Genomic DNA, 15,830 nt, shown 5'->3' on the forward strand with positions numbered 1-15,830 from the left:
AAACCGAGTGGACGCGGTGGCCGGCTTTCCGTTGAAGGACCGTCTCGCATGCGTGCGAGGCCTTGTCCGGCGCTGTCGAACACCTGCGACCAGGCAGATGCACTACGACGCACGATGCGAGACCAACGGACGAATGCAGCAGGCGGGCAGCGGCCTGCTTCCGCCGGACGCAAGCCGGGCCGGACTGCATGGCTTCGATGCGCGGCGCGCATGAGGTCCACAGTCGGACCTGCTGTGCCCGGACAGGGCTCGCCCTGCGACCCGATGCTCAGACGTCCAAAGCCGGATCCAGAGCCGGATCCAGAGCCGGAGCATCGCGTTCCAGCCGCAATGCGTCGCGGCCGACGCCAACATGCAGACGGCCCCGCAAGCGGGGCCGTCTCATCAATCCATCACTACCCGCCGATCAGGCGCGCAGCACACCCGGCAGCCACAGCGACAGGCCCGGGAACAGCGCCACAATCAGCAGCACCGCGAAGCCCGCCAGCCAGAACGGCCAGATCGTGCGCATGCTCTCGCCGACGGTGATCTTGCCGATCGCGGTACCGATGAACAGCACCGAGCCCACCGGCGGCGTCACCAGACCGAGACCGCCGGCCAGCACCAGCACCAGACCGAAGTGGATCGGATCGATGCCGTAGGCGCGGGCGACGGGCAGGAAGATCGGGGTACAGATCAGGATCAGCGGCGCCAGATCCATGAACGTTCCCAGCAGCAACAGCACCAGAATGATCATCAGCAGCACGGCGAGCTTGCTGTGGGCGAAGGACTGCAGGAAGTCGACCGCAGCTGACGGCACCTGCAGGTAGGCCAGCAGCCAGCCGAACACCGAAGCCGTCGCGATCACGAACAGGATGACGCCGGTGCTGCGCGCAGCGTGGACGATCGTCTCCTTGAACTCGCGCAGCCTGAGCTGGCGATACAGCACGATCGTCACCAGCAACGCGTAGACCACGGCGACGGCCGCACTCTCTACCGCGGTGAAGATGCCCATGCGGATACCGACGAAGATCAGCGCCACCAGACCCAGGCCTGGCAGTGCGGACACCAGGCGCAGCAGCACCGCGCGCCAGCCCGGGAAGATCTCAACGCCGTAACCACGGTGCCGGGCGACGAAATAACCCGTGACCATCAGCGCGGCGGTCATCAGCAGCGCCGGCATGATGCCCGCCGCGAACAGGTCGGCGATCGACAGACCGCCACCGGCCGCGGCGGTGTAGAGGATCAGGTTGTGCGACGGCGGCACCAGCAGCGCCACCAGCGCCGCGGTGATGCTGACGTTGACCGCGAAGTCACGGTCGTAGCCGCGCTTGACCATCTGCGGAATCATCGTGCCGCCGACCGCGGAGACGTCGGCGATCGCCGAGCCCGACACGCCGCCGAAGAACAGCGACGACAGGATCGAGACCTGCCCGAGACCACCGCGCATACGCCCGACCAGCGACGAGGCCAGCGAGATGAGCCGCTCGGAGATGCCGCCGCGCATCATGATCTCGCCGGCGAAGATGAAGAGCGGAATCGCGATCAGCGAGGCGGTGCCGATACCGGCCGACACCTGCTGCACCAGCACGATCGAGGGCAGGTCGAGATACAGCAGCGTTGCCAGAGCGGCAGCTGCGAGCGCGAACGCCACAGGCACGCCGAGCGTCAGCAGCAGTGCGAAGACGATGAAAAGAAGCGCGATGGCCATATCAGTGGCCCTCCCCGGCCGGCGCGGCGCGGAGCACGCCCACGAATTGATTGAGTGCGAACACCACCATCAACGCGCCGCCCAGCGACAGCGGCAGATAGTTGATGCTCTGCGGCATCGACGCCCCGGCGGTCTTGATGTGCAGGCCGTCGAAAAGTAGCACCGCGCCCCAGTACGCGATGACCGCACCGATCGAGATGATCACCAGCGGGATCAGCAGATCCACCAGCTTGCGGATGGCAGGACGCATATGCTCCTGCAGCAGGAAGAAACCGAAATGGCGGCGGGTATGCACGCCCGCCGCAGCGCCGAGGCTCATGGCGATACTCAGCAGCAGCAGGGTCACCGGCTCGGTCCAGCTGGGCGAATCATTGATGACGTAGCGGGCGAACACCTGCCAGCCCTGCACGATCACCAGCCCGAACAGGGCGGTGGCGGCAATGGCGATGACGGCGTCGGCCAGGCGATCGAGCGCACTTTTGGGAGCGTCTTCGAGCGCGAGGGTCGTGTCTTCGGACATGGTCGATTCCCGTGTCGGATTCTGTCGAATCAGGCGAGGTCGCGGATGCGACGGTAGAGGGTCTGCAGTTCCGGCTGCTGCAGATAGCGGTCGCGGATCGGCTGCGCCGCGGTGCGGAAGGCGGCCATGTCGACATCGTTGAACTCGATGCCGTAGTCCTGCACCTGCTGGCGCGCAGCGCCTTCGGACTCGTCCCACATTTTGCGCATCACCGGCACGGACGCCCGCGCGGTGTCGATCAGCAGGTCTCGATCGCCCGGACGCAGCGCATCGAGCGAGCTGCGCGAGATCAGCAGGATGTCGGGCGCATACGAATGCTCGCTCTGCGACCAGTAGTGCGCGGCCTCGAAGTGACGGCTGGAGTGGAAGCTGCGCATGTTGTTTTCGGCGCCGTCGATCATGTGCGTCTCCATGCCGGAGAACGTGTCGCCCAGCGACATCGGCGTCGGGTTCGCACCCAGCAGCCGCACCAGGTCGATGAACATGTCCGAAGAGGCGACGCGCAGCTTCAGGCCGCGCAGGTCGGCCGGCGTGATGATCGGATGGCGCGTGTTGTAGAAGCAGCGCGCACCGCTGTCGTAGACCGCCAGGCCGACGAGATCGCGGGTGCCGAAACCGTCGAGCACGGTCTGCGCCACGCCGGCATCCAGCGCATGCCGCATGTGCGCGACCGAATCGAATGCGTACGGCAGGCACAGCGCGGTGGTCAACGGAAACGCGTTGTTGAGCGCACCGGCGTACACGCGGGTGATGTCGATGGCACCGAAGCGCGCCATGTCGATCGCTTCCGACTCGCGGCCCAGCTGGCCGGAGTGGTACTGGCGCAGACGCACGCGACCGTTGGTCTCGCGCGCCATCGTTTCACCGATCCACTTCACCGCGTTGACGGTGGGGTAGTCGGCGACGTGGACGTCGGTCGCGGTGAGGACGGTGTTCGCGTCGTCGGCATGCAGGGCCGACGGTAGCAGGGGCGCGGCGCAGGCCGCGCCGATTCCGGCGAGGAAGGCGCGGCGCGTCGTCATGCGGCGTCCTCCTCCATACGCGCCGCCGCGGCGCGCGCGGTCAGCACCAGCTCGCCGTAACCGGCGAATACCACGCGGGCGCGCTGGCCCGGCAGGATGTCGTGGATACCGGTGGCATTGCCGGTGGCGATCAGGTCGCCGGCCTTCAGCGGACGTCCGCGACGCGCCGAGCGACCCAGTGCGAAGGCGATCGCCGTGCGCAGGCCGCCGGGCAGCGTGGTCGCGCCGCCGGTGCCGACGCGCGTGTCGTCGATCCAGCTTTCCGCGGTCAGCGTGGTCTCGTCGAGCGCGGTCCAGTCGGCGATCTCGCCGCCGACGACCAGGCCGTTGTTGTTGCCGAAGTCCGACACCACGACGCGCGGGCCGAGCTGGTTGATCGTGGCCAGCGGGCTGCTGGCGACTTCCATGCCGATGAACAGCGTGGAGGCCAGCGCCGCGGCTTCGTCCGGCGTCCACTCGGTCTTGTCGGCCGGTGCGTCGGCGTCGAGACGCAGCACGTATTCGGCCTCGATCGCGCCGAAACCGCCTTCGAAGATGTGGAACTCGGTCGCTGCATCGGCCTGCTGCAGACGTCCCTGGAACACCGGGCCGAGCAGGCGGTCGTCGCCGGACGCATCGCGCTTTTCCGGTGCGATGAAGCCGACCTTCCAGCCGACGACGGTGTCGGGCCAACCGGCGATCGCGGCGTCCTGCACTGCATAGGCGGAGACGAGATCAGCGGGGATCTCGCCCGGGAAGTCGGGCAGCGAGCGCCCTTTGCGCCGCGCGTCGAGGAAGGACTCGACGATGCCGCGGGTGGCGTCGTTCGACGTCGCCTGGGACGACGACGGATGCGCGGAGGCGTTATTCAACTCGTTACTCCTGGCCTGGGACCGTGTGCTGCACCGCAGATCGCGGTGGCTGGTGGTGTCTTGTATGGTAAACCGGTGTCATCTTCAATGTGCAGTGCGGCAAAAACACGCGGCCGCGGTTCGGTGAGTGGAGTGAATGCGGATGTTGCGATGCGGAATTTCCAGCGTTTTCGGCGCCTGCATGCTGGTTGTCATGACCACAGCAGTCGCAGCGCCCGCACTGAACGATGCCGTGCCGAAGATCGGGTTGTGGACGTCCTCCATCGATGACACCGCTGGACGGATTAACGAACGCAGCAACGATCCATCCGTTCCCGATCGCATCATCGAAGACGTCCGCGCGCCCTATCTCGCCGTATACGCACCCGAACGTCCGAACGGCCTCGCGCTGCTGGTCACGCCCGGCGGCGGTTACGCGCGCATCGTGCTCGACAAGGAAGGCACGGCGCTGGTGCCGGCCTTCGTGGAAGCCGCGGGCATCACCCTGTTCGTGCTGCGCTACCGGCTGCCGGACCGCCTCCACGCAGAAGGCGCCGATGCGCCGCTGGCCGATGCGCAACGCGCGATGCGGCTGATCCGTGCGCATGCATCCGACTACGGCATCGATCCGGCGCGCGTCGGCGTCATGGGCTTTTCCGCAGGCGGCCACGTCGCCGCGCGACTCGCCACGACACCCGATGCGGCCTACGCCGACAGCGATGCGGCGGATACGCAGTCGTTTCGACCCGACTTTGCCCTGCTCGTCTATCCCGTGATCTCGATGCACGCACCGCTGGCGCACGCCGGCTCCCGCGCGCGCGTCCTCGCCGCGGGCGACACGCCCGAAGCGATCGCGCTCGACCGTTATTCGCCCGATCTGCACGTCGACAGCCGCACGCCGCCGCTGTTCCTGCTGCATGCGCAGGACGACGATGTCGTGCCGGTCGGCAATGCGCTGGCGATGCATGCCGCCGCCGTGCGCGCTAGCGTGCCGGCCTCGCTGCACATCTTTCCCCGAGGCGGACATGGCTTTGGCACGCGTGGGGCCACCGGCGCCCTCGCCCGCTGGCCGCAGCTCGCCCTTGACTGGATCCAGGAACAGACCCGCTCCCATGACTGATATCCCGACCGATCCCGGCCGTCGCCACTGGTTGCGCGTCGGCGCCGGCGTTGCGGCCCTGTCCGCGCTGCCCGGCGCATTCGCCGCCGACACCGCGCCCCGCACCACCGTCGCGCGCGTGCGCGGTGGCCGCATCGGCGGCAGGATCGAGCAGGGCGTGCACGTCTTCCGCGGCGTGCCGTATGGCGCCGACACCGCGCCGCGTCGCTGGCAGCCGGCGCTGCAGGAAACCGCCTGGCGCGGCGTGCGCGATGCATTCGACTACGGCCCGTCGGCGCCGCAGCGCGGCAGCGACGGGCCCGGCAGCGAGGACTGCCTGCGTCTGAACATCTGGACGCCCGCGCTGCGCGATGGCGCCAGCCGCCCGGTGCTGGTCTACATCCACGGCGGCGCCTTCAACACAGGCTCGGGCAGCGATCCGCTCTATGACGGCGGCGCACTGTCTCGCAGCGGCGATGTCGTGGTGGTCACGGTCAATCACCGGCTCAACGCGTTCGGGTATCTGCACCTGCGCGATCTCGGCGATGCCTCGTTCGCGCATGCGGGCAACGTCGGCCAGCTCGATCTGGTGCAGGCGCTGGAATGGGTGCGCGCGCATGCAGCTGAATTCGGCGGCGATGCCGGCAACGTCACCGTGTTCGGTCAGTCTGGCGGTGGCGCGAAGATCGCGACGCTGATGGCGATGCCGGCCGCGCGCGGCCTGTTCCATCGGGCCTGGACGATGAGCGGCCAGCAGGTCACCGCCGCCGGGCCACGTGCAGCCACGCAGCGCGCGCAGATCTTTCTCGATGCACTGGGCATCGCGCCCGGCGAACTCCAGCGGTTGCGCACGCTGCCGATGCAGGCACTGCTCGATGCGCAGCGCGCGCGCGACCCGTCGCGCGTCGAAGACAGCGCGCTGTATTTCGGCCCGGTCGTCGACACGGTGCATCTGCCGCGGCATCCGTTCTGGCCCGATGCGCCGCCGCAGTCGGCCGGCATCCCGATGGTCATCGGCAACACGCGCGATGAGACGCGCGCCTTCCTCGGCAACGATCCGGACAACTTCGCGCTGACCTGGGATGCGTTGCCGGACAAGCTGCGCACGCAGCAGTTCGTCGATCTCGATCCCGCGGTCGTCGTCGCCGAGTACCGACGCCTCTATCCGGACTACACGCCGTCGGAGGTGTTCTTCGCCGCGACCACCGCTGGACGTTCGTGGCGCGGCGCGGTCGAGGAACTGGAAGTACGCGCCGCGCAGGGCACCAACACCTGGGCCTACCAGCTCGACTGGTATCCGAGCACCGAAGAAGGAAAGCGCCTGCGCGCATTCCACACGCTCGACATTCCACTGGTGTTCGACAACACCGCCGTGGCGGATGCGAAGACCGGCGACACCAAGGACGCCCGCGCGGTCGCCGCGACCATGCGCGACGCACTGCTGGCCTTCGCACGCAGCGGCGATCCCAACCACGCCGGCATGCCGGCGTGGGCGCCGTACTCGATGGCGTCGCGCGAGACGATGGTCTTCGATGCGGCGCCGCGTCTCGAGCACGATCCACGCGGCGGCGAGCGCCGGCTCTACCAACAGGCGCCGTTCGTGCAGCGCGGCACCCAGTAACCACGGCTTCGGCCTGTGTGTCCGCACTGCATGCGGCATACACGCCGTCTGATGCCGCGACACGGACCGTCGCCTCCCACTCCCTGACTGGAACCGTTCCGATGCGTCGATGTCTTGCTACCGCCCTCGCCTGCGCTTTGCTCGCCCCCTGGCCCGCGATCGCGGCCGATGACCCCATGCGGCCGCCGGTGACGCCGATCCGCGCCAGCAAGATCGTGCTGGTCGGCGATTCCACGACGGCCGTGCAGGGTGGCTGGGGCGGCGCATTCTGCGATCGCCACGTCGCCTCGTTCCTCGCCTGCACCAACCTCGCCCGCGGCGGACGCAGCACCTACAACTACCGCGCCGAAGGCTCGTGGGAGATCGCGCTGCACGAAATGCGCGCCGGGCCGTTCGACGCGGTCTACGTGCTGGTGCAGTTCGGCCACAACGACCAGCCGGGCAAGCCGGGCCGCTCGACCGATCTCGCCACCGAATACCCGGACAACCTGCGCCGCTACGTCGCTGAAATCCGCGCCGCCGGCGCACACCCGGTACTGGTCACGCCGCTGACACGCAGGCAGTTCGAGGCCGGTGCGTTGCTCGACGATCTCGCGCCGTGGGCGGAATCCACGCGCGCGGTCGCGCGCGAACTCGACGTGCCCTTGGTCGACCTGCACGCGCGCAGCCAGGCACTGGTGCAAGGCATGGGCCCGGTGCTGGCGATGCGCACGGCGCAGCGACCGGCAACGCCGGAACAAGTCACAGCCGCGCAGGCCGGCACCACCATCGGTACGCCGCCCGCCGCCACGCCCGCGGCGACCGCGGCAGCGCCAGTGACGGCGGTCGCGCAGGACAACGCCGCGACCGAGCCGATGGGCCAAGCGAAGCTCGCCTTCGATTACACCCATCTGGGCCCGGACGGCGCTGCGCTGTTTGCGGCGATCGTCGCCGACGAACTCGCGCAGCAGGTGCCGACGCTGCGCCGCAACCTGATCCCCTGACACCGCACCACATCTCTTTTCGAGGAAAGGACATCCGCATGGTCGATCTACAGCGTCGCGGTCTACTGGCCGCGGCCGCCTCCAGCGTGTTGATGGCACACCTGCCGTCGATGGCGTTCGCTCAGGCGCATGCCGAAGGCGTGCCACGCACACCCGAAGACGCGCTCAAACTCTGGTACCGGGTGCCGGCGCGCCAATGGGTCGATGCGCTGCCGCTGGGCAACGGCAGTTTCGGTGCGATGGTCTGGGGCGGCACCGCGCGCGAGCGGCTGCAGCTCAACGAGGACACGCTGTTCGCAGGCCGTCCCTATGACGCGAATCCGGACGATGCGCAGGATGCGGTGGCCGAGGTCCGCCGCCTGATCTTCGATGGCCGCTATGCCGACGCGGAAGCCCTGACCCAGTCGAAGCTGATGTCCGATCCGATCCGGCAGATGCCCTACCAGGCGCTGGGCGATCTATGGCTGGATCTCGACGGCCTCGGTGCGATCACGCAGTACCGCCGGGAACTCGATCTCGACACCGCCACCACGACCACCCGCTTCCGCGCCGGTGATGTGACCTATACCCGCGAAGTCTTCATCTCGCCAGTCGATCACTGCCTCGTGCTGCGCCTGCGCGCCGACCGCGCCGGCGCATTGTCCGGCTGGCTCTCGGCGGCCAGCGAACAGGCCAACACGATCACCGTGGAGAACGCCGAGCTGCTGCTGCGCGGGACCAACGGCACCCGCTTCGGCGTCGAGGGCGGTCTGCGCTTCACCCAGCGCAACCGCGTCTCCGCGCGCGGCGGCCGGATGGAGACCGTCGGCAACCGCTTGCGCTTCACGGGTGTCGACGAACTGCTGCTGGTTGGTGCAGCGGCGACGAGCTATGTGCGCTACGACGATGTCAGCGGCGACCCCGACCGCATCACCGCCCAACGCATCGCATCGGCAGCTGCAAAGACCTGGGACGCGTTGCACACCGCGCACGTCGACGCGCACCAGCGTCTGTTCCGCCGTGTGCATCTCGATCTCGGCACCACCGAGTTCGCGGCGCGCACGACCGACATCCGCGTCGACCGCTTCGCCACCCAGGACGATCCCGCGCTCGCCGCGTTGTACTTCCAGTTCGGCCGCTATCTGCTGATCGCGAGTTCGCAGCCCGGTTCGCAGCCGGCGAACCTGCAGGGCATCTGGAACGACCTGCTCGACCCACCGTGGTCGAGCAAATGGACGATCAACATCAACACCCAGATGAACTACTGGCCGGCGGAAATGACCGCACTGCCGGAGCTGGTGGAACCCCTGCAGCGGATGATCGAGGATCTCTCTGTCACCGGAGCGCGCACTGCACGTCAGATGTACGGCGCGCCCGGCTGGGTGGTGCATCACAACACCGACCTGTGGCGGCAGACCAGCATCATCGACGGCGCGCGCTTCGGCACCTGGCCCATGGGCGGCGCCTGGCTGCTGATGCATCTGTGGGACCACTGGGATTACGGCCGCGACCTGGACTATCTGCGTCGCGTCTGGCCGCTGTTTCGCGGCGCCGCCGAGTTCTTCGTCGCCGCGCTGCAGGAAGATCCCGCGACCGGCGAACTGGTCACCAATCCATCGACGTCGCCGGAGAACCGGCATCCCTTCGGCTCCAGCCTGTGCGCAGGCCCTGCAATGGACTCGCAGCTGCTGCGCGACCTGTTCGACTGCTGCATCGAAGCGACCGCATTGCTGGAGACCGACGCCGGTTTCGCCGAACAATTGCGCGCCATCCGCGACCGCCTGCCGCCGGATCGCATCGGCAAGGCCGGGCAGTTGCAGGAGTGGCGCGAGGACTGGGACATGGATGCGCCGGAGATCCACCACCGGCACGTCTCGCATCTGTATGCGTTGCATCCCTCGAGCCAGATCAACATGCGCGACACACCGGCGCTCGCGGCCGCGGCGCGGAAGTCCCTGGAGATTCGCGGCGACGACGCGACGGGCTGGGGCATCGGCTGGCGCCTGAACCTGTGGGCGCGCCTGCGCGACGGTGAGCACGCCTACAAGATCCTCGAAATGCTGCTCAGCCCGGAGCGCACGTATCCCAACCTGTTCGACGCGCATCCGCCGTTCCAGATCGACGGCAACTTCGGCGGCACGGCCGGCATCACCGAAATGCTGATGCAGAGCTGGGGTGGCACGATCTTCCTGCTGCCGGCGCTGCCGAAGCGCTGGACGCGTGGCGAGGTGCGCGGCCTGCGCGCGCGCAACACTGCGACCGTGGATATCGACTGGGCGGACGGCGCGCTGTCGACAGTCACGCTGCGCAGCGGCAAGGGCGGTCGCTACCGGCTCGATTACGGCAACGTCGAAAGTGTCTGGTCGCTCGATGCGGGCCAGGCGCTGACGCTGCACTGGGCGGATGGCGCGCTGCGACAGCGCTAGACCGCGAGTCGAGTGCGCCCGGGATGTTCGCCCGGGCGCATCGGCTCAGCGCACGCGGAAGTCGTCGAAGTCCGCGTAGCCGACGCGCGTCGCAGTGAACGCCGGTGTGCCGGCCGGACTCTGCGCGAACAGACCCAGTTGCGCGCCCACCCATCGACCCGGCAGCACAGTCACCGGTTCACCGAGGGCGATCCAGGCCTCGCCGTCGAGGCTGTAGTGGAACTGGGCGCGTGCGTGGTACGCGCGTTCCATCGACGGCCAGTAGCGCGTGGGATCCGCCGGCGGCGCGACCGCGACTTCGACCGGCGCCACATCGACACGCAGGTGGACCGGCCCATCGATCGCGACATCTGCAGTGACGCTGCGCGCATCGCCCTGCCCGGCCGCGTCCTCGCGCGTGACCTGCACGAGGCGCGTGCCGTCCGCGGTGTGCTCGAGTCCGATCCAGCCGTAGGCCGCGCCGAACAGCGTGAGCCCCGCGCGCTCGCCGACCGCGACCGGTGCGAACTCCAGCGTCGTCGTCGCACTGAAGGTCATGCCCGGCAGCTTCTGCGACAGCACGTGGCCGGCTTCCCACAGGTTGGCCGGCGACGACGCCGACTTCAGCCGCAGCACGCCCTTGGCCGATGCGTCATGCCAGTCGGCCGCCGGGTTGGATTGCCATTGCCAGCCGAGGTGGAAGCCACCATCGAAGCTGTCGTCGACGACGGGCGCAGTCGCAGGCTGCGGCGGCAATGCGGGCTTCGCGTGCGTCAGCACCGGTTGCCCGCGATGCGTGCCCGGCTGCGGCGTACCGATCAGCGGCCAGCCGTCGGCGTTCCAGGTCATCGGCTGCAGATGCACGCGGCGCCCGTACGCATCCGCATCGGAGAAATGCACGAACCAGTGCTCGCCCTGCGGCGTGTCGACCCAGCCGCCCTGGTGCGGACCGTTGACCGGCGTGTCGCCCTGGTCGAGCACGTTGCGCGCTTCGTAGGGGCCGGCGATGTCGCGCGACCGGAACACGCCCTGCCAACCGCCCTTGACCCCGCCAGCCGGCGCGAACAGCCAGTACCAGCCGTCGAGCTTGTAGAGCTTGCCGCCTTCGATGACGACCCAGGTCTTGGGCCCGTCCGAGGTCTCGACCTGCGCCAGCGTGTCGCCGTCGACGATGATGCGTTCCGCGCCGACCGCGCGCGTGCCGCTGTCGTCGAGCTGTTTGAGCGCGACGAGATTGATCTTGCCCGAGCGCGATTTCGCGTACGAGTAGACGATCCAGCCCTGGCCGTCGTCGTCCCAGAACGGCGCCGGATCGATCGCGCCGCCGGGATTGTCGACGAGGATCGGATCGCTCCACGGACCGGCCGGATCTTCGGCGGTCACGGTGTAGATGCCGAAATCCGGATCGCCCCAGAAGATGCGGAACAGGCCGTCGTGATGGCGGATCGCCGGCGCCCACACGCCGCCGCCGCGGCGCGGCACGTCGTGATGCGCCTGCGGCAGGCGCGTCAGGGCGTGGCCGACCAGCGTCCAGTTCACCAGATCGCGCGAATGCAGCACCGGCAGGCCGGGCACGTTCGCGAAGCTGGACGCGGTGAGGTAGTAGTCCTCGCCGACGCGGACGATGTCCGGATCGGAGTAGTCGCCGGCCAGGATCGGATTGGCGTAAGTGCCGTCGCCCTGGTCCGGCATCCACACGCCCGGCGCCATCGGCGGCTGCGCGAAGGCCGGTGCCGTGCAGGCACCGGCGATCGCGACCGCCAGCAGCGCGGCCCGGAGACCGCGATGCGCCGGCATCAATGCACCTCGGCGATGTTGTTGAGTCGCGTCACTTCCTCGCCGTCACCCGGCAGCGCGATGCGCACGCGGCCACCACGTGGATCGACGCCGGCGGCGTGTTCCAGACGCAGCGTCGCGTTGCGCGGCTGCAGGTCACGCGGCGCTTCGAGTGCGGGAATCTCGGCGCGGGCGAGTTCGCGGCCGCGCGCGTCCTCGAGAATCGCGACGCCGCCCGGCGCATCGGCATGGCCGAGGCTGTGCACGGTCACCTCGACCGCACCGTCGACCACGCGCACATCGCCGCGACCGATGCCGATGTCGGCGCGCATCTCCACCGGCGTGCCGGCTTCGATCAGCTCGAACTCGAAGACCTGGGTCTGGCCGGACGCGAACGACAGGTCCACCGATGCGCTCGATTCCAGCAGCACCTCGCGCGTCTGCGCGCGGCCGTCGATGGTTTCATCGCCGTTGCGGTCCACACCGCTGGTGATGCGCCAGCGGCCGGGCGCGACGTTCCAGCCGGTCATCGCCGCGTTCGCGGTGCGCGCGCCGGCGTTGTGCGCGATCACCTTGAACGACTCGCGCGACGGCGCCGACACCAGCAGCGCGACGTCTTCCGCCTGCGCGTCGTCCGCGAAGCGCCAGCTCACCGTGTGGCCGGGATACGTCGTGTTGCGGCGCAGGGCCAGACCGCCGAGGCGGGCACGCTGCAGGAACTCGCTGGGCGCATCGACACGGTCCGACCACCAGTGGCCTTCGGTGTTCATGTACTCGCGCATCGCCTTGGCCTGGATGCCGTCCGCATGCAGGGCTTCGAGATACGCCTTGTTGCCGGTCTGCTGCCAGGCGAACACGCTCTGCACGCCGGTGTCGCCCTTGTCCGCCGACTGCTGCAGACGCGTGCCCCACTCCTCGCGCTTGCCGAGCACGTCGACGTAGTTTTCGGCCAGATTCGACAGACCCGCCGGTCCGCTGCGGTCCACGCGGTACTGCAGCGGCTGCAGGTACTTGTCGTCACCGGTCCAGCGCCACGCGGCCCAGTACAGGTGCATGGTGTCGGCGCCGCCGGAACCGTCGAACAGATCGCCGCCACGGCGCTCGCCGGTTGCCCAGTTGATCTCGTTAGGCAACTGCCAGGCGCCCTTCTCGTCGGTGTAGGCATGGGCGAGATAGCCATCGGCCAGGCCGGTGATCATCGCGCGGCTGGTCGGGTCGGCATTGAACACGCCGAGCAGGAACGCCGGATGCAGCACCGGGAACGAATACGGCTTCTGCCACTGCCAGCGCGGCTCGCGGTAGACCTTGTTGCCGCCGAACCAGTTGCTCGAGAACAGCACGTGGCCCTGCGGGTTGCGCAACACGATCTTCTCGTCGAGATCGCGCACGGTTTCCATCAGCCGCGTCGTGGTCAGCGGGTCGCCCCAGTTCAGCAGATACATCGCGCTGTTGGTGTTGATGCCTTCCTCGTAGGCATGCAGCTCGTCGGTCTCGATGGTCGACAGGCCGCCGACGAACATGTCGTTCTCGTAGGCCGCATCCGCGAGTGCGGTGATCGAGGCGTTGATCTTGTCCGGGATCACGCCCATCAGCGCCAGGCCCGGCCACTGCTGCGACAGATCGCTGTCGTCGGAAATGCCGCCGCCGAAATCGCCGAACTCGACCTGGCGCTCGTCGATCCACCATTCGATGAAACGGCGCACGGCCTTGAGGTCTTCCAGCTGGCGGAACGCCCACAGCGGCACGCCGGCCGGCGCTTCGGGCTGTTCGAACGGCGGCAGGCCCTGGCTGTTGTAGCTCATGTAGTTCCAGTAGCGCCGGCCCAGCTCATGATCCGGATCCACCCGCAGCAGATCGCTGATATCGGCGAACGCACGTGCGTACAGGCGCTGGCGCTTCGACGTGGTGTGCTCCTCGACCAGGAAGCCCCAGTTGTCGCGGACCTGGTTGAAGCGGTCGGCAACATGCTCGGCGATTGCCTCTTCGCGCGGCTTGTAGACCATGCGCACTTCGGCGCCGTCGAGCGCGGCCGCATCGAAGCCCGGCGCTGCCGAGGCGATGCTGATCCACAGGCTGTCCTGGGTCAGGATGCGGTCGCGCATGTCCAGCCACAGCGTGCGCTTCCCGCCCGGCGTCACCGAGACCGACACGTCGATCATGTCGCGCGCGGGCCAGATCGGATCCTTGACGCGGATGTTGAGCGGAATGGCCTGGACGCCGTCGACACTGTGCGTCGCGGGCAGATCCAGTGCGGGAATGTCGATGGCGATGCCATCGAGCCCGTCGTACATGTTTTCCCAGCTGTGCGCCCAGCTGCGGATCAGCGGCTGCGCGGCGGGCGCATTGCCGATGCCCGACGGAATCAGCACGTGCACGATCGGCTGCTTGGCCTCGCGCACCGGCGGCGTGGTCCGTTCGCGGAACGCCGCGCGTCCCGGCAGCGCCAGCACCATGCTGCGCTCCTCGGGGGCGTAACGGCCTTCGATGAATTCACGCAGGTCGGCGAGGTTGGTGTAGTCGATCTCGGCATTGCTGCGGATCGTGTACGCCTGCTTCACCGAGCCCTCGGGTTCGGCGGCATCGCTGACGTGATACGCCCAGATCTCCTGGATCGGCGTTTCCTGCGCGGTATTGGCGAAGCGCAGGTGACCGCCCTGGCGGGTCTCGAACTCGTCGACGCTGCGCACCACGCCCTGCGGCCGCGCGAACAGCGGCTGCTGCGTATCGGCATCGGCGCCGTAGGTCGCTTCGCCGTAGGCGGCGCCGCGCAGTTCGATGCGGTTGAAGGGCTCGTCGGGCAGGGTCAGATCCAGCGCCTTGCCGCCGTCGACATAGGTGTTCCAGTCGGGCAGCTGGAAGTAGTCGTCGCGCCCGCGCAGCCGCGAGCGGTTGTAGACGCCCGGCCATGTGGTCTCGGCGATGCCGTCGGTCGCCTTCCACATCCACTGCTTCAGGTCCTTGGTGTCGGCGAACTCGACCTTGCGGATCGTCGTCACCGGCGTGTCGAGCACCGGCGGCGCGGCGCCGTTTTCCCAGCCGTGGCGGAACAGCCACGCGGCATGGCGATCATTGGGGGCGACAGCAGCGGTCGGCGCGCGGAAGTTGCGCACGGCCTGCACGCCACTGGCGTCGAGCATGCGGTCGTGCACGCGGATGTCATCGAAATCGCTGCCGCGCAGGAAGTTGTAGCGGCTCTGCACCTGGTGCGGCGCGAGGATGCGCGCGGCCAGACCGAACTGGTCCAGGCCCGCGTCGTAGTCGAAGCCGGCCTGCGCATTCGCCGGACGGTCTTCGCGCGCGACCTCGCGGCCGTCGATGTACAGGCGCACGCCGATGGTCTCGTCCCAGGCGAAGGCGACATGCGTCCACGCATCGGCCGCGGGCGCGGCGTCCATCTTGAACGACACGCGCGTGCGCGCCAGATTGGCGTCGGTCACGAAGGCGTCGAAGCCTTCGCCGTTCCAGTCGATGCGCAGCCAGGCCATGTCCCAGCTGGAGTGGTCGGCATAGCCGACGCGGAAGATCACGAACGGCGCCTCGCCGACCGGATCGCGCGAGCGCCAGAAGAAGCTCAGCGTGCCGCGCGCGGCATCGATGTTGCCGGGCGCGTTCCACGACAGCACGCCGTCGTCGTCCCATTCGATCGCGCGGCCACGCACGCCGTCATCGACCAGACGCACCTTGTCCTTGAAGTTCGGCACCGGATCGCCGGCCGCGGTATCGGCGACGAAATCCTGGTCGGCCGATACGTGGAACAGCAGGCGCGGACTGTCGGCGGCATGTGCGGCGGCGATGGCCAGCGTCAGGACGCTGGCGGCGAGGATGCGGCGACGGTGGAATCTGGACATCGAATCTCCCTGTTTCGGCGAATGGCGCGGCCGCCCGGGACGGCGACCGCCTCCGTG

General features: G+C 68.5%; 10 protein-coding genes. 4 read left to right on the forward strand and 6 right to left on the reverse strand.

Features of this window, described 5'->3' with window-relative positions:
- Positions 1-406: 406 nt before the first annotated feature.
- Genes AC3A5K_RS11010 through AC3A5K_RS11025 form a run of 4 tightly spaced genes read right to left on the reverse strand, consistent with a single transcriptional unit; the run spans position 407 to position 4,083 of the window.
- Entirely contained in the window at positions 407-1,690 is a 1,284-nt protein-coding gene (locus tag AC3A5K_RS11010) for a TRAP transporter large permease (protein WP_487617562.1), read from the reverse strand.
- A gap of 1 nt (position 1,691) precedes the next feature.
- Positions 1,692-2,210 (reverse strand): TRAP transporter small permease, encoded by a 519-nt coding sequence (locus AC3A5K_RS11015; RefSeq protein ID WP_487617563.1) that lies wholly within the window; start codon positions 2,208-2,210, stop codon positions 1,692-1,694.
- A 29-nt stretch (positions 2,211-2,239) separates the two neighbouring features.
- Complete coding sequence (locus tag AC3A5K_RS11020; protein ID WP_487617564.1) at positions 2,240-3,232, reverse strand: TRAP transporter substrate-binding protein; 993 nt, start codon at positions 3,230-3,232, stop codon at positions 2,240-2,242.
- Entirely contained in the window at positions 3,229-4,083 is an 855-nt protein-coding gene (locus AC3A5K_RS11025; protein WP_487617565.1) for a 2-keto-4-pentenoate hydratase, read from the reverse strand. The genes AC3A5K_RS11020 and AC3A5K_RS11025 overlap by 4 nt, the downstream gene beginning before the upstream one ends.
- A gap of 136 nt (positions 4,084-4,219) precedes the next feature.
- Between AC3A5K_RS11025 and AC3A5K_RS11030 the strand changes: the two genes are divergently transcribed.
- The 4 genes from AC3A5K_RS11030 (at position 4,220) to AC3A5K_RS11045 (ending at position 10,170) form a co-directional block, all read left to right on the forward strand.
- Complete coding sequence (locus AC3A5K_RS11030; RefSeq protein WP_487617566.1) at positions 4,220-5,182, forward strand: alpha/beta hydrolase; 963 nt, start codon at positions 4,220-4,222, stop codon at positions 5,180-5,182.
- A complete protein-coding gene (locus AC3A5K_RS11035; RefSeq protein ID WP_487617567.1) occupies positions 5,175-6,782 on the forward strand; it encodes a carboxylesterase/lipase family protein in 1,608 nt (535 codons plus the stop codon). The genes AC3A5K_RS11030 and AC3A5K_RS11035 overlap by 8 nt, the downstream gene beginning before the upstream one ends.
- Positions 6,783-6,883: 101 nt before the next feature.
- Positions 6,884-7,765 (forward strand): rhamnogalacturonan acetylesterase, encoded by an 882-nt coding sequence (locus tag AC3A5K_RS11040; RefSeq protein ID WP_487617568.1) that lies wholly within the window; start codon positions 6,884-6,886, stop codon positions 7,763-7,765.
- A 32-nt stretch (positions 7,766-7,797) separates the two neighbouring features.
- Entirely contained in the window at positions 7,798-10,170 is a 2,373-nt protein-coding gene (locus tag AC3A5K_RS11045; RefSeq protein ID WP_487617738.1) for a glycoside hydrolase family 95 protein, read from the forward strand.
- A 45-nt stretch (positions 10,171-10,215) separates the two neighbouring features.
- On the opposite strand, the gene AC3A5K_RS11050 is transcribed toward AC3A5K_RS11045, so the two are convergent.
- Together AC3A5K_RS11050 and AC3A5K_RS11055 are read right to left on the reverse strand one after the other, a co-directional pair.
- Entirely contained in the window at positions 10,216-11,946 is a 1,731-nt protein-coding gene (locus AC3A5K_RS11050) for a glycoside hydrolase family 43 protein (protein WP_487617569.1), read from the reverse strand.
- Positions 11,946-15,773 (reverse strand): LamG-like jellyroll fold domain-containing protein, encoded by a 3,828-nt coding sequence (locus AC3A5K_RS11055; RefSeq protein WP_487617570.1) that lies wholly within the window; start codon positions 15,771-15,773, stop codon positions 11,946-11,948. The genes AC3A5K_RS11050 and AC3A5K_RS11055 overlap by 1 nt, the downstream gene beginning before the upstream one ends.
- Positions 15,774-15,830 lie beyond the last annotated feature (57 nt).

This window comes from Luteimonas sp. Soil_C_5, assembly GCF_057656615.1.

Bases quoted from the DNA above. Each gene is read 5' to 3' on its own strand.
- AC3A5K_RS11010 (WP_487617562.1), bottom strand. From the start codon at position 1,690: ATGGCCATCGCGCTTCTTTTCATCGTCTTCGCACTGCTGCTGACGCTC.
- AC3A5K_RS11015 (WP_487617563.1), bottom strand. From the start codon at position 2,210: ATGTCCGAAGACACGACCCTCGCGCTCGAAGACGCTCCCAAAAGTGCG.
- AC3A5K_RS11020 (WP_487617564.1), bottom strand. From the start codon at position 3,232: ATGACGACGCGCCGCGCCTTCCTCGCCGGAATCGGCGCGGCCTGCGCC.
- AC3A5K_RS11030 (WP_487617566.1), top strand. From the start codon at position 4,220: ATGCGGATGTTGCGATGCGGAATTTCCAGCGTTTTCGGCGCCTGCATG.
- AC3A5K_RS11035 (WP_487617567.1), top strand. From the start codon at position 5,175: ATGACTGATATCCCGACCGATCCCGGCCGTCGCCACTGGTTGCGCGTC.
- AC3A5K_RS11040 (WP_487617568.1), top strand. From the start codon at position 6,884: ATGCGTCGATGTCTTGCTACCGCCCTCGCCTGCGCTTTGCTCGCCCCC.
- AC3A5K_RS11050 (WP_487617569.1), bottom strand. From the start codon at position 11,946: ATGCCGGCGCATCGCGGTCTCCGGGCCGCGCTGCTGGCGGTCGCGATC.
- AC3A5K_RS11055 (WP_487617570.1), bottom strand. From the start codon at position 15,773: ATGTCCAGATTCCACCGTCGCCGCATCCTCGCCGCCAGCGTCCTGACG.